The organism is Myroides odoratimimus (genome assembly GCF_004337635.1).
Taxonomy (GTDB): domain Bacteria; phylum Bacteroidota; class Bacteroidia; order Flavobacteriales; family Flavobacteriaceae; genus Flavobacterium; species Flavobacterium odoratimimum.
In genome coordinates this window covers 3,432,330-3,453,269 of record NZ_CP037427.1, presented here as the reverse complement: position 1 = coordinate 3,453,269, position 20,940 = coordinate 3,432,330, and the positions used below count along the sequence as shown (strand labels likewise).

Sequence of the window (20,940 nt, the reverse complement as noted above, 5' to 3'; positions counted from 1 at the left end):
CATTATGAAAACAATCATTAAATATATGTTACTATGCTTATTAGCAGTAAACACAGTAACTTCCCAAAATTATACCAAGTCTATCAATTTATCAAATGCTGAGGTAACTCCTTATGAGGTAGAACTAACCCAAAACAAAACTACTCATATCTTGTTTCCAAGTAGTGTTGAATACGTAGATTTAGGAAGTAGTGACATAATAGCAAGCAAAGTAGAGGTTACATCAAATGTACTTCGTTTAAAAACGATTACAGAATATATTTCACCTACAAACTTTACTGTAATTACAAACGATGGTAAATACTATAGTTTTTGTGCTACTTACAATGAAGAGCCAACACAACTGAGCTATGACTTAACCAAGTTTGAAAATCAAAACAGTAAACAGCAAAGCGAAGTTCTATTTAAAGACTTAGGGGACACCAGTCCAACTCTAGCAGATCTTTTTATGAAAGCAATCATCAAAAGAAACAAGAAAGAGCTAAATATTAAAAGCAAAAGCTACGGGGTAGAAGCAAGGCTGAAAAGTATCTACACTCAAGATGGTAAACTCTACTTTCATCTTTCTATTAACAATAAAAGCAATCTACCCTATGAAGTTGACTATATTAGTTTTAGAATCAAAGACAGAAGGACCTCTAAACGAACCACTATTCAAGAAATGAGTTTAAAGCCCATTAGAAGCTATAGTGATGCTCAAACTATTAATATTCAAAGTAAACAAGACAATGTATTTATGTTAGATCAGTTTACCCTATCAGATAAACAAATGCTTTTAATTGAAATTAATGAGAAGAATGGAGTGAGAAATCAAAAAATAAGAGTGCTAAAACATAATGTATTAAGCAGTAAACAGATTGAATTGTTAAGAATATAGTTTTATACATAGTATAATATTTTATTTAAGTATAGAAAACCACCGCCTTTGGCGGTGGTGATGTTTTATAGGCTATGCCTTTTATAGGTTTGTACTATAAAACATTTAAACAGTGAGTAAATATAGAAAATTAACGCATGTATATTACAAATGTGATTATCACATAGTTTTTACACCCAAGTATCGCTTCCAAATTTTGGAAGGAATGGTAAAAAGTTTGATAGAATATGATATTCAATTGATTAGTAGTTGGAAAGGTGTTCAAATACAAGAAATGAATATTCAGAAAGATCATATTCATTTAGTATGTTCGATTCCCCCCAAAGTATCTATCAGTGAATTTATGGGAATTCTTAAAGGTAAACTAGCTATAAAACTCTTCAAAACATATCCAACATTAAAACAGAAGCCATATTGGGGTAATCATTTTTGGTCTCGTGGATATTTTGTTAGTACAGTAGGATTGGACGAAGATATGATAAAACGATATGTCAAGTATCAAGAACATAACGATAATCAATCGTAATGCCCCTTTGGGGCTAATCTGAAAAACAAAGCCACCATTTTTAATGGTGGTTTTTTACTAGATCTTAAGAGAATTTAAAGTGGGGCTATCTTATAAAGACTAGTCCCACTTTGTTTTTTTTAACTTTGTATGGATGATTCTTATTCCTGATCTTCAACTGATTATTTTAGTTTACCTTAAGAATATAATATAAGTTTTTCCTAAGTACACGACAAAAATCTAAAGCAATTGATATTTAGAGGATTGTACTTATTTTTAGACAGCAATAATCTTGATAAGTAGTCAAGTCCAAGTTTAAATACACTCATAAGCCTATTGCCATGATTCTTGATTGTGATAGGCTTAATAGTATCAATATCCTAGCATTCATAGGGGGGTAACCTTGTTTTTTTGCACAACACTTTTTTAAAGTATTTTAAAGGAAAATCAACGGATGGGTTTTAACAGATAAATGAGAAAATATTGTTGTTTTGGTTGAATAATTCACAATAAAAACGGAAGTGAATTTTTCGATTTGGACAGGTTATTTTCGATTTCAATTTCCACAAGAATACTTTTTTTGTCCTGAGATAAATGAGTGTTGTATATTTATTTTCTAGTATTTTCTTCCTGATTAACCTTTTCTCTACAATCCAATCTGTTTCAACTTTTTAGTAAAGATTGTTTTATATTCTTCTTTGTACTCATCAGTTAAAAAGCTTCGATCTATTAAGTCATATACTTTATTAGCTTGCTTAGAGAAATCTTTATAGATATTATTCCTTACAATTGCTGTAATACCTAAACTCATTGCAAGTTCATCAAAGTTTACTTGTTTAATCTTTTTCTTACGACCACTTAGGGTTAGTGCTAAATCTTCTTTATCATCAGGAAAGACTAAATTCAGATTTAAAAGGTCATACGCTGGAGAAAATAAGATACCCTTATCTGTGTGCATTAAAGAGAAGTTCTTTAGGTGCATGTCGTTATTACCTGTTATAAAGCTAAACAAGACAAGTCTAAAGTATTTGATTGTATCTAAGCCCGAATTGGTAGCGTATCGTTTAATGATCTTCCCTACACGCTCATAGGAGCTTTTGTATTTTTGTTCCGTTAACAATTCTGATAACTGACATAAATCTTCTACATGAATTTTTTTGTTTTTCACTCGATCAAAACGCTTGGTAATATAAGCCAGCTCACCGGTAGAGGTGCGAATCAAAGCATGTTGTGCGGTTTCAATTTTAAATAGCTTAGCTAGGTGCATGGTCAAGTCTTCTACTTGTGGCATAAAAGCAAAATTAGGAGATTGAGGCTTGAGGATATAATCCCCCCATAAACTGACTAAGGTTAATCGTTTACTACCGTTTTCACTGTTTAAACTTAAGGATATCTTAGGTTGTACCCCTGTTAACGCTAATCTTTCGTTTACCGTTATTTGTGCTAACTTATCTAATTTTTCTTTATCTAATTCTAATATAGGAACTTTTGTAGTGTCAAAGAACTTCTTTGAACAAGTAGGGTGATAGTCGCCTGTTTCAACAGGCTTATAACAAAATAAACAGTTATTCATGATTTGCCGCCTCCATCGGATAAATTGAGACCGCTCCAATAGTGTCTCTACATAAGTTGATTAATAATTCAAATCGATCTCGGGGATTGAGCTTCCAATGTTTTTCTCCGATATCTAATAGCCATCCTTCAGGAATTAACCCATCGAAAAAAGGAAAGAGTACATTGCTATGATAGGTTTCTTCAGATAGGGGGAGCGTTAGGCTAATTGGATGCGGATGAGGTGTTCTTAGATAATCTTGATTATAGTAAAAGGAATATCCATCATCTCCTTCCAGGAGATAACCAGCTAACTGATCTTGAAAGTATATTTTAGCTTGTCGTGCCATTATTCTCTAGTTTGATCAATTACACCAACTTCTTTACCAAATAAAGCTAACACATCGTTTACTTTGTCTAAACGGAGTGTTTTTTTACCTTGTTCTAAATCACGTACAAAACGCAAGCCTACACCAGCATTTAGCGCTAAATCTTCTTGCGTAAGCTTTAATTCTTTTCGCTTTTGCTTTACAAATACTTGTATTGAATCCATATCTATACCTTTTCAGGTATAAATATACATAAAAAATGGAATAATACCCCTTCGGGTATAGTTTGTGTGAGATTCAATATTTTATACCCGATAGGTGGTATTTTATGAATTAAATAAAGCGTTTTTTCCTTCAAATGGTCTATTTAGATACTAATCCTATTACTTTTTTAGGAATTGTCCACGATTATTCAAATAACAACAAAGGCTTTACTGTTTGGAAAGGCTTATTAGAAGGGTGATTGACCTGCGGAAGGATTTGATTAAATTTGTGACAAATGTAAATCTTTTTTTATGAATGAATCTATTAGTAATCAGATAGTAGATAAGATTTCTAAATCTAAGCGTGGAGAAATTTTTTTCGCTATTGATTTTGTTAAATATGGTACAGCTGACAATATTTGACAAATACTCTCTCGTTTAGAAAAAGAAAACCTTATTGAACGATTAACCCATGGTATTTATATAAAACCAAAGCAAGATTCTTTATTAGGAACAATTTATCCTAGTATAGAGGAAATTGAAAATGAGATTGCAAAAAGAGATAAGGTGCCTATAGCGCCAACTGGTGTATTAGCGTTGTATCTATTAGGATTAACAACCCAGATCCCCTTAAAGACTGTTTATTTGACTAAAGGATCTCAAAGAGAAATTAAGGTTGGAAATAGGAAGATTAATTTTAAGAGAACTGTCCCTAAAAACCTTATGATAAAAGATGATCTGTTACATTTAGTAGTACAGGCTTTTAAAGAGAAGGGGCAAAGAGAAATTACGGATTCTTTTTTAAATGCGATTAAATTAGCTGTTGATAAAATAGATCAACAAGTGGTAGAATCTCAATTGAAATTTGCTCCGGTTTGGATTCAAAAAGAAATTAAAAAACTTTATTATAAACAGGAGTATGTGGATTAATTTATCTGAAGAACAAAGAGTTGCTGTACTAAAAAAAGCTGAAGTTGTTTATGGACTACCAGCTTTTGTAATAGAGAAAGATTGGTGGGTTTGTATTCTTTTAAAGGCAATATTTCAATCTAAGTATGCAGATTCTATTATATTTAAAGGAGAAACTTCTCTGAGTAAGGGCTTATAATTTAATACAGTGATTTTCAGAAGATATTGATTTGATTATTGACCAGCGTTTGCTGGGGTTTGGTAAGCTTGATTCTAAAACACAAATTAAAAAACTTAGAAAAGCTTCTGGAGGATTTATTATTAATGAATTTAGAGAAGAGTTAATACATCAATTAACTGAGTTGGGAGTAGATCCGAATTTATATGAAATTAAGCACACAGCACGTCAATGTAGAGACGATTTATCAACCGTGTCACACAGATAACATCCACAGTAGTATAGGCGTAAGGTGTTACGCCCATATGATTGTGTGCTGATCACATCCGTAAACAACAAAAGCACAAAAAAATTAATACAATAATCCAAATTGCCATAAAGGAATAACATTCAGAAAGCCAGTTTCTATATCATCTTTTACAACATAACTGTTCTCAATATTTTTAATTTGTTTTTGGCTTTTGTTTTTGCCTCCTATTTCAAAGGTTATATTCTCAATTAAGAAATCTGAGTCAGCAGAAGATATAACATTATGTTTTACTCGTGTCTGATTTAAGAAGAATGTTTCACGAATATTTCCAATATTTGAAGAATCACTTGCTAGGTTGTAAATCAAATTGGTATTGTCTAGATAGATTTTATCTACCTTGCCTAATCCTCTAATTCCCCCAGTATTGTTACGTAGTTGAGTGATTAGCCCAGCTTCTTCAATGTATAGACAATAGTCAGCAATATTATTTCTACTTACAGATAGCATTTCAGCTATTTTACTCATATTAGGTTTAAAAGGAGCACTTTGAGAAACGATAGCTAATAATTGTTTTAATTTTCTACCTGTAGCCACATTCATATTAGCATACATTGGAATATCATTCTCTAAAGTCTGATTAATTATCTGAGCCAAACGAATATCAAAGTCTTGTTCTAAGGCAAAAGGATAATAACCTTTCTTTAAGTAATCAGTATAGTATAATAAAGGCCTTTCTATCTCTGGAATATTAACCTTATGCTGTAGTACTTCTTGTAATGTGTATGTTTTAGCAGAAATGTTATGAAATAGTTTCAGATACTCTCGAAAAGACAAACCTTGCATATTATAGATAATAGCTCTACGACTTAAATCAGAAGCTCCCTTTTTAATATCAAGTACAGATGAGCCCGTAAATACAACTTTTAAATTTTTATGGTAATCATAAATCAGTTTGAGGTCTTTTGCCCAATCAGGGTATTTATGAATTTCATCAATAAATAAATACTTGCCTCCAAACTTGACAAAGGTATCAACTAACTTAATGATTTTATTATCCACAAAATAAAAGTCCTCTGCGGTAATGTAAAGTGTTTCTGTAGGACTTAAATTCTGTTTGATATATTGCAGGACAAGAGTAGTCTTACCTACACCACGGGGACCAATTAGACCTATCATTCGATTTTCCCAATTGATTTGATTATATATGTAGCGAAAGAAATCTGTGTTAGCCTCATTGATTAACTTGTTTGAATACTCAAATAACCGTTCCATACTGTTTATTTTATTACAAATATAAGTATAAATGCACTCACATAGTGCATTTATTTTAAATAAATGCACTATATGAGTGCTATTTTATCTTTTTTTGTTGTTACGGATTGTAAATCTGAGCCATCGGGAGTTAATTGAGCCTTGAAAAGCGATAAGTAAATAATCGAGTAGGAGGCTGAAGATTATTTCTTCAGCCTCCTACTCGATTATATTCTTTAGGAGATTTATTTCCTAATACTTTATGAGGATGATTAAAATTATAATTCTCTCTCTATTTATTAGCCAATCTTTGTAATTGGTATATATCATTGAAGTAAAAAGCATGATGTTAACCCTTATCAATGGCTTAAATATGTTCTTGAAAATATTCAATCCATCAACCACAAGAATATTACAGACCTATATCCGCATAATTATAAGAAGTTAATTACAGACTCAGTAGAATGATTTTTAGACTGCACAAGGTGTACTTGCTTAGGTGGATCCTTTTTATGCCTTTTTTAAACGTTTAGGACGCTATTTATTGCACAATATTTAACGCATAAACTGATTTTTGTTTGGTTTATGCGTTTTTTTTGTACATTAGCTATATAGTGAAAGTAACATTTCTCATTGTATAGAATATAATTCATTAATAGGATTATTTGTACTTTATGAACGATATAATAGACATTACTGCTTTATCAGATAAAGCTATTTTACAAAAACTAGGATTTTTTATTCAGCAAACGCGAATCAAAGAAAATCTGACGCAAGAAGACTTAGCCCAACAAGCGGCTATTAGTCGTACTACCTTGAGTTTGCTAGAGCGTGGTGAAAATATTTCGTTGATTAATCTCATCAAAATCTTACGTATTTTAAATGCTTTGTATGTTTTAAATAGTTTTGATGTGCTAGAAGAACTCAGCCCAATAGAATTAGCTAAAGGCGAAAAGCAAAAACGACAAAGAGCATCAAAAGCACCTAACCAACAACAAGACAATTCAGATTTAGGATGGTAACAACTGCATTTATTAACATATATGGCAAACGTTTGGGATCCGAACAGAGGGTTGGCAAGCTTTGAGTATGATCCTCAATTCAAGTTGGAGGAGCTGCCCATTGCTCCCATTAAAATGCCCAACAAAAACCGTATTTATAATTTTCCCGAATTTAGGGATAATGATACTTTCAAAGGAATGCCAGGTTTATTAGCCGATGCATTACCCGATCGCTACGGTAAGGAATTAATCAATGCTTGGTTAGCACGTCAAGGTCGACCAGACAACAGTTTAAATCCGGTAGAGTTATTATGTTTTATCGGAAAAAGAGGAATGGGCGCCTTAGAATTTGAGCCGGTTATAGGAAAAGAATCTACGTCTTACGACTTAGAGTTATCGGATTTAATAGAAACCACTAAAGCGTTATTAGAAAAAAAAAGAAGAATTACATATTAGTACTCAACACAATATGGAAGATGTGATGTTAGATGTGCTTAAAATGGGAACTTCTGCAGGAGGGGCTCGCCCTAAAGCAATTATAGCATACAATAAGAAAACGGGAAAAGTAAAATCCGGGCAAACACTAGCCGAAGATGGTTTCGAACATTGGTTAATCAAGTTTGATGAAATCAGCGATGTCCAATTTGGTGTTTCAAAAAGTTACGGTCGTGTAGAAATGGCTTATTATAAAATGGCGACAGATTTTGGGATTGAAATGACAGAATCACGTTTGATTGAAGAAAACAAACGCGTTCATTTTATGACCAAACGTTTTGACCGTGTGGGTGGAAATCAAAAAGTACATACACAAACCTTATGTGCCTTGCAACATTACGATTTTGCAAATATCACATCATATAGCTACGAACAAGTATTTCAAACCATGCGTTTATTGCGCTTAACCTATGCAGAGGCAGAACAAATGTTTAAACGTATGGTGTTTAATGTAGTAGCACGTAATTGTGATGATCACACCAAGAATTTTGCATTCTTAATGGATGCTCAAGGAAAATGGAAATTAGCCCCCGCCTATGATATTTGTTTTGCCTATCGTCCAGATAGTATGTGGGTGAGCCAACACAACTTGAGTATCAACGGAAAACGCAAAGATTTTGAACGCAAAGATTTAGTAACCATCGCCGAACAAAATTCTATTCGCAATCCTAATAAAATCATAGATCAAGCACTTGATTTAGTAAAAAACTGGAATCATTATGCGAAGATGTATCAAGTTGACACAGCATTGGCACATCAAATAGATCGTGAATTAATAAAAGAAATGAAATGATTATAGATAAAACACGTAATAAGTTTAAAGAAATCACCACGCCTGTATTTTTGTTCTTTGATCCAAAGCAAGAATATAGAGAGGAAGTATTGGCGATAAATGAACCCGATTTTAAAGTTGAATTCACGCTTTAAAACAGGATCAACAAATGTAAATCATCTTTTTGGCTCTTTTTTACAGAAGCGTTTTATACAATAACCAACCTAATATTAGGGAATCTTAAGCTTAAAATGACTTTTTAAGGTTCGATTAACTATTATTCTATTGCACAAGATGTATTAGCTTAAAAGTATACGGGGATTCAAGTTGTAAATTTGTATTTGAAATTAATCATTTCTTAATTTCTTCAATCGACGTTGATAATCTTGTAAATAATTACGTTTTAGTTTCTCTGATAAGAATGATCTTTCGATTAAATCTACCACTTGTTCTTCTTTCGAAGTTAGATTTTGAAGAACTTTAGCAATCAATTTTTCTGTTATTCCTGCCTTAGCTCCCAATACAATCAATTGATCGATGATTTTTCCTTTTGAGATTGATTTAGGTAATATTGCTTCTTTTAATGCAAAGTCAGCATTGTGAATATGGATTTTAGTATTTAGCAAATCATAAGCTGGACTTAATTTAAAATCGCCTTGTTGAGTTTCTATCAATGAAAAATTCTTTAAATGAGCCTCTCCATTAGAAAATAGATAATTGAAAACGATTAAAGTAAACAACTTAGGTGCTTCTACTTTCCATGCGGGTACATATCTTTTCAATGCATCAAATAACTCTAAATAATTTGCTTCATATTTGTATTGCTCTCCATCTGTTGCAGGTGATTTTCCTAATAATGAAGCGAAATCTTCTATAGCTAATTTATTCCCATTTCCATCGTAATCAAAACGCTTTGTAAGATAGCCTGGACTTCCATCTTCAAAAAAGATTAACACATTTTCTGCTGTCTTAATTTTAAAAATTTGTTTCGCAATTTGCATCGTTAAATGTTCGTTTGCAGGTGCAAATTCTCTATTTTTTGGTAAATCTGATATAGGTTTTAAAATATAATGACCACTTTCAATTTCATTTGTCAACCGTAATTCATTTCCATAGATAGATTATTGTATTGTCATTGGGTTTAATAAACCAGAGAAAGCTTTAGATACTTATAAAATAAGATGGCAGATAGAAACACTATTTAAAGCCTTCAAGTCTAGCGGATTTAATATAGAAGATACACACTTACAAAAAATCGATAGGCTTGAAAAACTAGTCATGTTAGTGATGATTGCTTTTGTATGGTGCTATAAGATTGGGGACTATATTGACACTATTAAGCCTATCACAATCAAGAATCATGGCAATAGGCTTATTAGTGTATTTAAACTTGGACTTGACTACTTATCAAGATTATTACTCTCTAAAAATGGACACAACCCTTTAAATATCAATTGCTTTAGTTTTTTGTCGTGTACTTAGCATCTATTTATATCTTTTTTTAATAATTTAAAATTCTCTTGGTATTATTCAATCAAAAGAGCATCTATTTTTTATCCTCCCTTTCTTCAAAACTCTCCAATTCCTTATTTACTTCTTCCAATAATTGCTGTTCGCTTGGTAAGTAAAGTTCGTATTGGCTTGCAATAATCTGTTTTTGATTTTCTGGTAATGTAAATTTTACTACTGCATCATTTTTATTAGCACAAAGCAAAATCCCAATGGTAGGGTTCTCGTATGGCAGTTTTTCTATCCTGTCATAATAGTTCACATACATTTGTAACTGCCCAATATCCTGATGAGTTAGTTTAGTGGTTTTGATTTCAATAATTACAAAACATTGCAAAATGCGGTTGTAAAATACCAAGTCCACAAAGAACTCATCGCCCTCAATATGTATTCTTTTCTGCCTTGCTACAAAGGAAAATCCATTGCCTAACTCCAACAAGAACTCCTGTAAGTGTGTAATAATGGCACTTTCCAAATCTCTTTCATAATAAGATGTTTCTCTTTTCAAGCCCAAAAACTCCAAATACATTGGGTCTTTAATGATTTCTTTGGCATCAGACGGCTGTTTCTCATTTTTGGCAACCGCTAAAACACTTTCTTTATCATTGCTCAACAAAAGCCGTTCGTACAAACTGCTGTAAATCTGCCGTTCCAATTGCCGCACCGTCCAATTATTTTTTATTGTTTCAGCAATATAAAACTCTCTTTTATCCTGACTGTCAACGCTTAAAAGTAGCTTGTATTGGCTCCAACTCAATTGTGCATACAGTGTATGCACATTCTCAAATGTGCGGTAAAACTGACGGTAAAGGTTGATTTGTCTTGTGGAAAAACCACTTCCGAACTCGGGTTGCAGTTGTTCTGAAAGATATTTGATAAGAAACGTTCCATAATCTGCACGTTCTTTTCCCTCTTGTTCTTCTTCAAAGATACGTTTGCCAATATGCCAATACATCAGCGTTCGCTGATGGTCAACGGCACGTATAGCCTTATCTTTTGATTGGGCTATAATGGCTTTTATATCTGTTATAATGGATTGGTTTATAAGCATACTTAAATATTCATCTACATTTAACAAAGGTACAAATTATAATATACGGCTACTTCTGATTACACCTAATTTAATGTATAATAATGACGTTATTATCAAAGTTGAGCAACAAAAGACCGTTCCAAACCTTTAAATTTATGTGATACCTTTTGCATATCCTTACCGACTTTCTCGTTGAGTATCTTGGCGTAAATCTGTGTGGTGGCAATGTTCTTATGTCCTAACATTTTGCTCAAACTTTCAAGAGGAACACCCTCACTCAAAAACAAGGTAGCAAACGTATGGCGTGCCAAATGAAAGGTTACTTTCTTTTCTTTAAGGCAGTCAATTTGTTGGGAAATTACTTTTAGTCTATCATTACAGAAACTGTTGGACGGAACAGGGAAAACCCTGTCGTCCTTTGACAGTCCTGCGTATTTTTCTATAATTATTTTGGGAATATCCAACAGCATTACATTGGACGATGTGGCTGTCTTTCTTCTACGTACAATAATCCATTGATTGCCGTCAAAGAACTCTTGTATATTACTGTTTTTAAGTCCTTTTATATCCGAATACGAAAGTCCTGTAAAGCAACTGAAAACAAACAGGTCTTTAACCAACTCGTCTTTCTTTTTTTCGCAGTTGAACGTTACAAGCTGTTCCAACTCGTTCCGCAACAGATAACCCCTGTCCTTATCCTTTTTGGTGTTCTTGTACTCGCTGAACGGATTAAAGGCAAGATGCTTTCTGCTCATTGCCAATCGGCAAAGGGTAGTAAAACCAATCATATACACCCAAATCGTATTATGCCCGATACTTAAATCGTTCCGCAGATAGTAGTCGAAATCCTGTACAAATTCGGAAGTAAGGTCGTTAAACGTAATATCGGTATAACCGTATTTGACGAGGGCAAAATTCTGCAGGTGCTTCAAAAGCGTTTTGTACCTGCTGTTTGTGCCTTGTACCCGAAGTCCGCTGTTTACCTTTTTTTCAAAGTCTGCTATAAATTGTTCGTAGAATTTGAAAAAGGTCAGTTCTCCACTTCCCATTCCGAGAAAGGTATTTTTTAGTTTAGTGCTGTTTACCGTTTCCTCGTTCTTTAGGATTTTGGAATAACATTCCTCGATACCCAAACGGATTTTATCAAGTTTACCGTTTACCTCTTGGGCTTCTCGGCTTTTGCCTAAAACCCTGCCATACTTCAAATCCCAATTAGTTGCGGAAATATCCAACTTTGTGCTGAATGCAGACTGTTTACCGTTTACGGTAACTCTGCACATAATTACAACTTTTCCGTTTTTCTTCGGGGCATTCTTTTTAAGGTAGAAAAGAACCTTAAACGTTGATTTTTTGTCGTTTCCATACTCACAATTCTTAATGATAAAGTTAAACCTATGTGAGCCACGAAACAATATGAAAACCTATGCAAAACACTGAAATATAGTTTTTTAGAACGATTGTTTCCAATGTTTAACAGTAACGTTTTAGTAACCTTACTTTTGTCAAACCTCGCTTTTTTCTGCTTTTTACCTCATTACCAAAAAATCAAAAAACGATTGTAAAGCCTTTAAATTTGGACTTTTATTGTCATAGTATTGAAGAAGTTTTACAAAACTAAAAAGTTAAGATGACTTCATTATTAGAAATAAGCTGTAAGTCTTAATCCTGATGCTATATAGTGCAAATCTGCTTTATTAGAATTTAAATTTAATAGAGGGGTTTCAGGAGTATAGATTATTGTTGGTTTTGGACTAGAATAATCAACATATAATGTTAGTCCTAATTGATCTGTTAAGTTGTAAGTTAATGCACTTCCTGCTGACTATCTAAAAGAGCTATGAGGTTTGTATGAAGCAACGGTGATATTATCTTTGATTGTATTGGGTAAAAATATATTACTATTGTTTTGCTTTACTTCAAGTTTTCCTGTTGCACCAAAAGAGTATCCAATGGTGGTTTTTAAAATTAAATTGAAGTTATCATTAAAATGAAAGGCTTAGATTACACTATTGTTTGAAAAAAAATACTATATTGTAAATATATTTAATTAAATAGTAGATAATATGTTGTATCCTTTTATTTCAGTTGGTTTAATAGTTGTTTTTATCATTTGTCTTTTATACATATTATTTGTTAAAAGGGATTTTGAAGGACAAAAGAATAATATTTTAGTAGGTTTATTCTTTTTAGTGATATGGGGTATTATTTACTATTACTTATTAGTATAATCAAAAGATTTTCACAAGGCTCTGCCTTGAGGTAGAAGATTAAAGATTAGTATATTTGTTTGATTAGTGAATATATATATTCAAACGGCCTAATAAAAGCTTACTACTATATCATTTGGTTTGTCTAATAAAATATAGAAGAACTGTTTTATCAGAGGATGTTGAAATTAGTTTGGTTGAAGTTTGTAGCAAGATTTCAGAGCGTTATGAAATACATTTTGTTGAAATCGGAACAGATGAAAATCATGTACATTTTCTGATTTAAAGTGTACCAAAACTTTCTGTAAAGATTATTGGTAGGACAGTGAAAAGTATTACCTCAAAAGAGATTTTTCGATTGCATCCAGAAGTAAAAAAAACAGCTATGGTAGAGGTGATTTTTGGACAAGCGGATATTATGTAAATACAGTTGATCAATATGGTAATGAGGATGTAATTAAGAAATACATTCAAAATCAAGGAGAAGAAAATACTGTATATAAGTCGTTCAATCAAAATCAATTACTATTATCTTTTAAGTAACGCGATACCTTGAAGTAGTTTGTTAAAAAAAAATTAAATATTGTCAGAATGTATTTTTGTAATTATGATTTTACAAACCTTTTTGTTAGAGTAAAGTCAGATAGCACAGAGCAACTATATAAGGTTAGATTTAACTACATATCCGTTTGATATTAATAATAAAGCCCCAGTTTAATAGACTTATTTCTTATAAACCAAAAGGATTAATAGCTACAGATATCTATTTCTTATCTCTATGTAATTTTACCAGTAGTAAATCTGTTTGTAATATTAGTAAAAGCCTTGGTTTATTTATTGGAAATATAGATCCCCCCACAACTCTTAAGCTAAACTTGATTTAAGAAAGAGGCCCCTAATTAGGAGCCTCAAAAGTGAATTGTTGTTTGCTAGCTCATTTTGAGCTACTTGAAAAAAGTGTGAGTTTTGATACTTCTTTTAAATCTAGCAACAAAGATTAATTAAAGTGTGAGTTTTGTTGTTACTTTTTTAAATCTAGTAACAAAGATTAAATTGAGAATTAATAATGACTTATTCTCTTCATTAAAACATGTAAATTAAAAATAATAACTTTATCGCTTCCTGCATTTACTGCTTTAACAACAATGCAAAGCTAATTCTTGAACTCTTATTCAAGCTTATATAAAAACGAATAAAAACTGCGTTAATCACCATTCTCTTTATATTTATTTCTGAATTGCAAAGGAGTTAGACCTGTTTTTCTTTTGAAGAATACTGTCAAATGATTAGCTTCTTTAAATTTTAGTTTAAATGATATTTCATTTATGTGTAAATCTTTATATAATAACAATCTCTTAATTTCCATAATCATTCTTTCTGATACCCAAGCATAAGGAGTGATATTATCAGTTTTTTTAAATGCATATTCAATTGATCGAACACTTAGTTTTAATTCAGAGGCATACATTTTTACAGTCATGCTTTTATCTATATTATTGTTAACTAAATGTTTGAAATTAGATACAATTAACTTATCGTGTGAAATATTTAGCTGTTGAGTAGTAGATTTATCAATAGCATTTTCTAAAATTAGTAATGTATTGAAAAGGTAATTATTTAAAATATATTGCTGTTTAGGGTAAAAACTTTTGTTTAACTCTTTTTTGATAAGTGTAAATAATAAAGTTAATTCTTCATACTGCCCACTTATATCAATTGACTGTAAATGATCAGTTAAATCAAAAAGTTTTGTATTATAGAAAAACTGAAAATGTAGCTCATCAATACAAAAGAATTCTTCAGTAAACATCAAAATCTCAGACTTATAATTTATAGGCTGACAATATTGCTCTACCTGATTCTTTGAGACTATTAAAACTCGTTTAGGAGCGACATCAATTGAAACAGAATCTAAATAATATGTTCCTTGTCCTTCCAAAAACAGATGAATACAAAAAAAAGTTAATTTATGAGGATAAAACAAGTGTTGATCCCTAATTTGTACTAATTTATTAACATCTTTGCAGTTGATGTATAATCTATTATTAAATCGGTGAAGAAAAGGTTCCAAAGGTAACTTATTCATAAGTAAAAACAGTAGTGTTTGTTTTAGAGTAATCTCAATAATGACTAATATTACTCATTATTTTCTTTGTACAAAAGAAAAGAAAATTAGCTATACAATCTTATATTTTAACGAAAGTAATATGTATATCCCCACAAATAAAAGAGTAATTTGAGATAGAGTCTTTAAATATACCTATCTACCCCTGAGTAAGAGTTTTTTGTGAGATCTAAATATTATTGTACAGTGTTTGAGATTAACTTTTTGTAGTTATAAGTATGTAGATCCGAAATGTTTTTTTTCAGTTTGCAAAAAATATAAATTATAATAGCTTGTAATAAATACAGCATAAATCCCTTTTTTTCAATGTAAAAGCTTTATTTGATTACTCTGGTTGATAAAAACAAGTACACGCCCATTAACGTTTGATTAAGCTTGTTTTAAATAATGCCAAATAGAGAATAAAAACTTTTATCTATATCGCAGGGTGATTAAGATAAATTAAATTGATGCAAACTACTAAGGTTAAATATCAAACAAGGTTTACTGAGAAATCGATTTCACTTAGATTATCTGTATATACTTGTAGCTTAAATCACTAGGATAGAGCATTTCATATCCTTGAATGCTAGTTAACTGATTCTTTGTTAGACTTATAAAATTATTATATTAGGATTGTGTTGATTCTGTTTTATACTTAATTACCCAATAACTAAATGTTGCTGACTTAATTCCTACATTTTTACATTTTTTGCTTGTTTTAATGCACTTGCTTTGTAATGCTTTACAATAGTTACTTTATTGATCATAAAAATAAGCAAGAAGTTAGTATAAGTCAAAGAACCTTTAAATATACAAAAAAGGTTTGGAAAGCTTCAGAGTTGGTTTATGAACAAACCGGTTGCGAGTCATTAATCTCTATAGAGCAAGAGAAACAAAGATTAAAACAAGTTTATAACACTAACTCAGTATTTGCAGATATTACCTATAGTTAGGTATGATTGTATGCTACAATAAAAACATCTAATATTTTATTAGATATTAACAGAATTTAAAGTGGGGCTATCTTATAAAGACTAGCCCCACTTTGCTTTTTTTAACCTTTGTATGGCTGATCTTGATCCATGTAATCCTCAAGAGACTGTTTTAGTTTATCTAGAAACATAGTCCTTGAATAACTTCTTGTTTTCATGCGGTGAAAGGTGTGGTGAATATTATCTGAGATATTAATTTGGAAAACTTGCCCTAAAGCTTTTGATAGTTTTTTTATTTTAACCTTACCATGATTTACAGATTTTGTCACATACAAGGCATATATTAGTTCTATTAATGCGCTATTTGATTCAGACCAGGTTATAGCGTTTTGGGTGGCTGTACCTATAAGGGAATTGTAAGAGGTTGTTTTATTGTTTAAATACGCACTTAGAAGTTCATAGGTTATAATACGTGCTATTTTATAATCATAAAAGGTTGAGAATTTAGGGTTTATTTCAAAACTAAAACTATTTACCAGATGTGTTTTATTTATGTGCCCTGTTGTAAAGTATTCTATATCTCTATGTGAAGCCTTTGTTTTATAATATTTATAGATATCACTATATAGGTGGTATTTTTTATATTCACTGTGGAGTTGTTTTAGTTTTTCTTGAAAGTATATCTTAGCAGATACTATATCACTTGGAGACTCGCACTTAAAACCGTATAATTTATTGTAGAAGATAAGCTTTCCAAGAATTAAAGGTTTAATGTTTTTAAAAAAATCAATTTCTTGCTCTTGACTGGTAAAACCATAAAGAAGAACTTGTTTTTTGATTTGTTTTAAAACAGCTTTTAAAAACTCGATCATTTCTAATGTACTTGAAATAGAAACAGATTCTAATGCCCCTAGTTCAGCTTCTTTTTTGATAATCTGACTAAGGGCATTTTTTGTTGTTGTTGTTTGATTCATGAGTTGTAATTTTTATTAAGGTTGGTTTTGTTTTTAGATTTATCATAAATGTTGGTTTTTGGATAACTGTGCTAAATAAGTAAAAATATTAATCTTAATCAATACGTATTTATACGTATAATTACGTAAAAATACGTATTGACTTTATAGTTTAAAGTATTAAACTTTATGGATTAATTATAAATCAGTATTTTTATGAAAATTTCAAATCAAAGTGGTCAAGTGATTACAAAACAAAAAGCTATTGAGTATATCACTGAGTTTAAAGCTCAGTATCCAGATGCGATAAATAGCTATTATGTAGGGATAGATAAACTACAAGCGCTTTTGAGTCAAACCAATTGTATAGGTATGCGTATCTATCCAGGGCTCAATAAACAAACCGCTTTAACCAATATGGTTTTAGTAGGAGTAGATCAAAAAGGGCAGGATATTAGCGATGGAATTATCCTAGAGGAATTAATCACTTGTCCTCCTGCTTGTTCGTATGATAATACTTTGGGATAAAAGCAAGCTTTATGTATCAATGGAGGTAATAGTATTAACTTTATTGTTTGGAATTATACCCTTTTGTCTTTACCTGTATAAAAGGCAAAAGGGTATTTATTGTGATAAAGCTTATTTGGGAATTGTTTTATTGTTTTTTATTGCTTCTTTGTACGAGACAATAGCAAGTCTTATTTTAAAGATCAATGTTCTTGTTTGGTTCCAAGTTTATTCCCTTTTAGAGTTTATAGCTCTGTTTTACCTTTTTATAAACTTATTAAATAGAAAGCCAAAGGCTTACTTTTACCTGTCTTTAGGTCTTTTTGTAATAGTTTATCTGTTTTCATTACGCTTTTTAACAAACCATCATTTTCTGGTATCAAAAACTATAAATAAGGTCTTTGTGATGATTTTTGTGATTGTTTCTAGTTTTATTGTAATTAATCAGAATTTTATTCAAAAAACAAGTCTAAGACTCTTTAAAAGGCCTGATTTTTATATGGTAATAGGCCTTTTTGTTTATTATAGTGTGACTATACCTTTGTTTGTGTTGTGTAGTTATAGAGTGGATAACAAATTATATTTTTTAGATTATTGGTTAATTAATATTCTAGGGAGCTTAACCCTTAGAATTGTAATATCTATTGGAATATGGAAAATAAAATAACGCTTATCTTTTGGCTGGCCACAATCTCGGCCACTGCTTTGTGTGGTGTGGTTATAGCTATTGTGATATTATATCAGAAAAATCTTAAGGAGTATCAAATCAAACTTTTAAACAACCGACTTAGTATTATTTTAGAAGCTGAGCACAAGGAAAGAGCTCGCATCTCAAGAGAGCTTCACGATGGGGTGTGTAACGAGTTGGCATGTGTGTTAAGTTATCTACAGATAATAAAACTCTATCAAGATAAAAAGACAAAAAAAGATGCCTTAAAACAGATAAAGAAAATAACTTTAAACACTTATAAGCAGCTTCAAGAGCTGAGTTATCATTTATCTCCACCTTATATTGAGGATAATCCTTTAGAGTGTATTTTATCTGATTATATAAACCGAATTAACAAGACAAGTAGTATTGAGTTTAGTTATCACTATGAGCCAGTTAGTTTTGAGTTAGATCAAAATGTAAAACTAACTTTTTATAGAGTAGTTCAAGAGCTGATACAAAACATCATAAAGCACAGCGGGGCTAGTAAGGTAAGTTTAAGACTTCTTTGGGATAAGGGTAAACTTATCTTATTAATTAGTGATAATGGAATAGGCTATGATTCTGATATAAAAAGTGATAACGCCCAAAAAGGTATAGGTCTTAGTAATATACATGCTAGATTAAAACAAATTAATGCTGATTTTAGGCATATAAGAGAAGAGAATTCAAATGCAATAGGTATTTATTATGCAGAGCAAAATAATAAAAGTAGCAATAGTGGATGATCATACAGTCTTTCGAGATGGTTTTGAATTGATTATATCTAGGATTAGCTCTGTAAAGGTAGTCTTAAAAAGTTCTAATGGGTTAAAATTATTACAAGGCTTAAAGACAATAGAGGTTGATATTGTGTTTTTAGATATTCAGATGCCTAAAATGGATGGTTATCAAACAGTGGCAGAGTTAAATAAAACTTATCCTTCTTTAAAGGTAATTATACTTTCTAGCTTTTATGATCATCATAGTATCGCTAGAATGCTTAAGTTTAATGTCTCAGGATACTTAAGTAAAAAAGCCAAATCTAAGGATATTGAAAAAGCTATTTTAACAGTTAACAAATCATTAGAGTATTTTGGTAAAAGGGTTAGAAAGGTTCTAATAAAACTTAGCTTTGATATAGAAAACACCACATGTGTTTTCTCCCAAAGAGAATTAGAAATTATAACTCTTAGCGCTAGACAGCTTAGCTCCTCTGAAATAGCTGATAGCTTACATATTAGTTGTAGGACAGTTGAAAAACACAAAGAAGGTTTACTTGAAAAAACAGGATCTTATAATTTTACAGGTGTTGTTTTATATGCAATTTCAATGCATTATATTAAAAAACAGGATTTTATAAACAGTTATAAAACCTCTAAAAGAAAATGAATTATAAAAAAAAAACTAACTAGCCTACAGCAAAAAAGATGTAATTAATTGCTTTAAATCACATTATAACAAGAAAAATAAACTAGAGTCTTTTGGTAATAGAAGATTAATTCTTACTAATTGAAGTCGTCTTGACTTTTGTAAAATAAAGAAGGGTTATAGAAATTTGTGTCGCTAAACAAACAAAACCTACAACTCCATATACCAAGTACTCCAAACTACCATCTTCAAAATTACATAGTTACTACATTAGAAAAATAGTCGATCTTCCTATTTTTGGTAAACAAACACTGATAAAATTGAAAGCTCGAAAATTCTATTGTTCTACATTAGAATGTCCTTTGAAAATCTTTACAGAGCGATTTAAATCGATCTTTTCTTCTTATCAAAGAAGAAGTGATAGGTTAACTAAAAAGTTATTGAATTTAGTTATTCTAACAGGAGGTAGACCTATTGAGAAAATATGCGCAGAATTTTCTGTTACTATTAGCGATACTTCTTTACTTCGAATTATAGCAAAACAAGAGCTTCCAACAACTACTAATGTTACACATTTAGGTGTAGATGATTGGGCTATTCGAAAAAGAGAACGCTATGGAAGTATTCTTATAGATCTAAATACCAATAAACCAATTGGTTTGTTAAAAGATAGGGAAGAAAACACATTTTATCATTGGCTTACTCAAAACAAACAAGTACAATTAATTTCAAGAGACAGATTTATCAATTATCAAAGAGCTTCTACACAAGGAGCACCCCAAGCTTTACAAGTTGCTGATCGTTGGCATTTACTAAAGAACTTAGGAGAGACTGTTCGAAAGATTTTAGATAGAGAATATGCGGTTATTCAAAAAATGAGAAAAAAAATACTATGACAATACAACCAGAAAATAAAAGGCAAAAGACTAAAACGTCAAATCATCAATTACAACGTTTTACCCAAGTCAAAGAGCTATTAGCTCAAAGTAAGAGTCATAGAGAAATAAGTAAATTGCTTCATATGAGTCGTGTTACAGTAAAAAAATATGAGCTGTATGATGAGTTACCTACGATACATTGTCAAAGCTCAACAGGTATAGAAAAACATCTCGAATATATCGAATCACGAATTATTCAAGAACCAACAATTCTACTTAAAACTTTACATTTTGAATTGAAAAATCGTGGATATACAGGCGCTTATAACACATTATCAGACTCACTTAAACGATTTCAAATTTCAATTGGAAAAGCTGCTAGAAACAAGGTGATTTTACCATCAAACTTAGTGTTTTGACGTCCTTCACGTACA

At 31.1% G+C, this 20,940-nt stretch carries 24 protein-coding genes and 2 pseudogenes; 17 read left to right on the top strand and 9 right to left on the bottom strand.

What is annotated here, in order from left to right:
• Window positions 1-4 precede the first annotated feature (4 nt).
• A complete protein-coding gene (gene traN, locus E0Z07_RS15630) occupies window positions 5-877 on the top strand; it encodes a conjugative transposon protein TraN (RefSeq protein WP_006258119.1) in 873 nt (290 codons plus the stop codon).
• Between the two features lie 112 nt (window positions 878-989).
• Window positions 990-1,403, top strand: coding sequence for an IS200/IS605 family transposase (tnpA, locus tag E0Z07_RS15625; protein ID WP_006261444.1), 414 nt, complete (start codon window positions 990-992; stop codon window positions 1,401-1,403).
• Between the two features lie 625 nt (window positions 1,404-2,028).
• Here the strand turns inward: tnpA (E0Z07_RS15625) and E0Z07_RS15615 are convergent.
• From E0Z07_RS15615 to E0Z07_RS15605, 3 genes are read right to left on the bottom strand one after another with little or no spacing between them, the layout of a single operon-like run.
• Entirely contained in the window at window positions 2,029-2,955 is a 927-nt protein-coding gene (locus E0Z07_RS15615) for a HipA domain-containing protein (protein ID WP_131540961.1), read from the bottom strand.
• Entirely contained in the window at window positions 2,948-3,283 is a 336-nt protein-coding gene (locus E0Z07_RS15610; protein WP_006258117.1) for a HipA N-terminal domain-containing protein, read from the bottom strand. The genes E0Z07_RS15615 and E0Z07_RS15610 overlap by 8 nt, the downstream gene beginning before the upstream one ends.
• A complete protein-coding gene (locus E0Z07_RS15605) occupies window positions 3,283-3,486 on the bottom strand; it encodes a type II toxin-antitoxin system Y4mF family antitoxin (protein ID WP_002992043.1) in 204 nt (67 codons plus the stop codon). Before E0Z07_RS15605 ends, E0Z07_RS15610 begins: the two co-directional genes overlap by 1 nt.
• A 405-nt stretch (window positions 3,487-3,891) precedes the next feature.
• Between E0Z07_RS15605 and E0Z07_RS18150 the strand changes: the two genes are divergently transcribed.
• The 3 genes from E0Z07_RS18150 to E0Z07_RS18310 are packed head-to-tail and all read left to right on the top strand — an operon-like array spanning window position 3,892 to window position 4,820.
• Window positions 3,892-4,395: a DUF6088 family protein gene (locus E0Z07_RS18150; protein WP_262491722.1), complete on the top strand. Its 504-nt coding sequence runs from the start codon at window positions 3,892-3,894 to the stop codon at window positions 4,393-4,395.
• The gene (locus tag E0Z07_RS18315; RefSeq protein ID WP_225581823.1) at window positions 4,385-4,573 is read left to right on the top strand and encodes a hypothetical protein; all 189 of its coding nucleotides are present in this window, start codon (window positions 4,385-4,387) and stop codon (window positions 4,571-4,573) included. The genes E0Z07_RS18150 and E0Z07_RS18315 overlap by 11 nt, the downstream gene beginning before the upstream one ends.
• Before the next feature lie 31 nt (window positions 4,574-4,604).
• Window positions 4,605-4,820 carry a hypothetical protein gene (locus E0Z07_RS18310; RefSeq protein WP_225581824.1) on the top strand — a complete coding sequence of 72 codons (216 nt, stop codon included), beginning with the start codon at window positions 4,605-4,607 and terminating at the stop codon, window positions 4,818-4,820.
• An 84-nt stretch (window positions 4,821-4,904) separates the two neighbouring features.
• Here the strand turns inward: E0Z07_RS18310 and E0Z07_RS15590 are convergent, their stop codons facing one another.
• Complete coding sequence (locus E0Z07_RS15590; protein WP_059051139.1) at window positions 4,905-6,074, bottom strand: ATP-binding protein; 1,170 nt, start codon at window positions 6,072-6,074, stop codon at window positions 4,905-4,907.
• Window positions 6,075-6,389: 315 nt separating this feature from the next.
• Here E0Z07_RS15590 and E0Z07_RS18435 point away from each other — a divergent pair.
• The 5 genes and pseudogenes from E0Z07_RS18435 to E0Z07_RS18085 form a co-directional block, all read left to right on the top strand.
• Window positions 6,390-6,521: pseudogene (locus E0Z07_RS18435) on the top strand (transposase domain-containing protein); the annotation flags it as partial.
• A 206-nt stretch (window positions 6,522-6,727) separates the two neighbouring features.
• Entirely contained in the window at window positions 6,728-7,075 is a 348-nt protein-coding gene (locus tag E0Z07_RS15580) for a helix-turn-helix transcriptional regulator (protein WP_006261442.1), read from the top strand.
• A gap of 21 nt (window positions 7,076-7,096) precedes the next feature.
• A complete protein-coding gene (locus E0Z07_RS18145; RefSeq protein WP_006258109.1) occupies window positions 7,097-7,510 on the top strand; it encodes a HipA N-terminal domain-containing protein in 414 nt (137 codons plus the stop codon).
• A gap of 13 nt (window positions 7,511-7,523) precedes the next feature.
• On the top strand, window positions 7,524-8,342 hold the full coding sequence (locus E0Z07_RS18140; protein WP_006258108.1) for a type II toxin-antitoxin system HipA family toxin: 819 nt from the start codon (window positions 7,524-7,526) through the stop codon (window positions 8,340-8,342).
• Window positions 8,339-8,476, top strand: coding sequence for a hypothetical protein (locus tag E0Z07_RS18085; protein ID WP_006258107.1), 138 nt, complete (start codon window positions 8,339-8,341; stop codon window positions 8,474-8,476). The genes E0Z07_RS18140 and E0Z07_RS18085 overlap by 4 nt, the downstream gene beginning before the upstream one ends.
• 192 nt (window positions 8,477-8,668) lie before the next feature.
• On the opposite strand, the gene E0Z07_RS15565 is transcribed toward E0Z07_RS18085, so the two are convergent.
• Complete coding sequence (locus tag E0Z07_RS15565; RefSeq protein WP_131540960.1) at window positions 8,669-9,418, bottom strand: type II toxin-antitoxin system HipA family toxin; 750 nt, start codon at window positions 9,416-9,418, stop codon at window positions 8,669-8,671.
• A 19-nt stretch (window positions 9,419-9,437) separates the two neighbouring features.
• Between E0Z07_RS15565 and E0Z07_RS15560 the strand changes: the two genes are divergently transcribed.
• Window positions 9,438-9,803, top strand: coding sequence for a transposase (locus E0Z07_RS15560; RefSeq protein ID WP_081048740.1), 366 nt, complete (start codon window positions 9,438-9,440; stop codon window positions 9,801-9,803).
• A gap of 64 nt (window positions 9,804-9,867) precedes the next feature.
• Here the strand turns inward: E0Z07_RS15560 and E0Z07_RS15555 are convergent, their stop codons facing one another.
• Window positions 9,868-10,881, bottom strand: a complete 1,014-nt coding sequence (locus E0Z07_RS15555; RefSeq protein ID WP_036496715.1) for a PDDEXK nuclease domain-containing protein — start codon at window positions 10,879-10,881, stop codon at window positions 9,868-9,870.
• 95 nt (window positions 10,882-10,976) lie between these two features.
• A complete protein-coding gene (locus tag E0Z07_RS15550) occupies window positions 10,977-12,242 on the bottom strand; it encodes a site-specific integrase (protein WP_036496846.1) in 1,266 nt (421 codons plus the stop codon).
• 919 nt (window positions 12,243-13,161) lie between these two features.
• On the opposite strand from E0Z07_RS15550, the pseudogene tnpA (E0Z07_RS15545) reads away from it, so the two are divergent.
• A pseudogene (tnpA, locus tag E0Z07_RS15545) lies at window positions 13,162-13,613 on the top strand (IS200/IS605 family transposase).
• A gap of 661 nt (window positions 13,614-14,274) precedes the next feature.
• Here the strand turns inward: tnpA (E0Z07_RS15545) and E0Z07_RS15540 are convergent.
• Together E0Z07_RS15540 and E0Z07_RS15530 are read right to left on the bottom strand one after the other, a co-directional pair.
• A complete protein-coding gene (locus E0Z07_RS15540) occupies window positions 14,275-15,156 on the bottom strand; it encodes an AraC family transcriptional regulator (protein WP_006258102.1) in 882 nt (293 codons plus the stop codon).
• 1,075 nt (window positions 15,157-16,231) lie between these two features.
• A complete protein-coding gene (locus E0Z07_RS15530) occupies window positions 16,232-17,083 on the bottom strand; it encodes an RteC domain-containing protein (RefSeq protein WP_006258100.1) in 852 nt (283 codons plus the stop codon).
• Between the two features lie 195 nt (window positions 17,084-17,278).
• Here E0Z07_RS15530 and E0Z07_RS15525 point away from each other — a divergent pair, with 195 nt between their 5' ends.
• The 5 genes from E0Z07_RS15525 to E0Z07_RS15500 all read left to right on the top strand — a co-directional run bounded on the left by E0Z07_RS15525 (window position 17,279) and on the right by E0Z07_RS15500 (window position 20,925).
• A complete protein-coding gene (locus E0Z07_RS15525) occupies window positions 17,279-17,590 on the top strand; it encodes a hypothetical protein (RefSeq protein ID WP_006258099.1) in 312 nt (103 codons plus the stop codon).
• A 630-nt stretch (window positions 17,591-18,220) separates the two neighbouring features.
• The gene (locus tag E0Z07_RS15515; RefSeq protein ID WP_006261437.1) at window positions 18,221-19,006 is read left to right on the top strand and encodes a sensor histidine kinase; all 786 of its coding nucleotides are present in this window, start codon (window positions 18,221-18,223) and stop codon (window positions 19,004-19,006) included.
• A complete protein-coding gene (locus E0Z07_RS15510) occupies window positions 18,969-19,649 on the top strand; it encodes a response regulator transcription factor (RefSeq protein ID WP_207893706.1) in 681 nt (226 codons plus the stop codon). The genes E0Z07_RS15515 and E0Z07_RS15510 overlap by 38 nt, the downstream gene beginning before the upstream one ends.
• A 158-nt stretch (window positions 19,650-19,807) precedes the next feature.
• Window positions 19,808-20,524, top strand: a complete 717-nt coding sequence (locus E0Z07_RS15505) for an ISL3 family transposase (protein WP_131540958.1) — start codon at window positions 19,808-19,810, stop codon at window positions 20,522-20,524.
• Window positions 20,521-20,925 carry a hypothetical protein gene (locus E0Z07_RS15500; RefSeq protein ID WP_006258094.1) on the top strand — a complete coding sequence of 135 codons (405 nt, stop codon included), beginning with the start codon at window positions 20,521-20,523 and terminating at the stop codon, window positions 20,923-20,925. The genes E0Z07_RS15505 and E0Z07_RS15500 overlap by 4 nt, the downstream gene beginning before the upstream one ends.
• The last annotated feature ends 15 nt before the right edge of the window (window positions 20,926-20,940 follow it).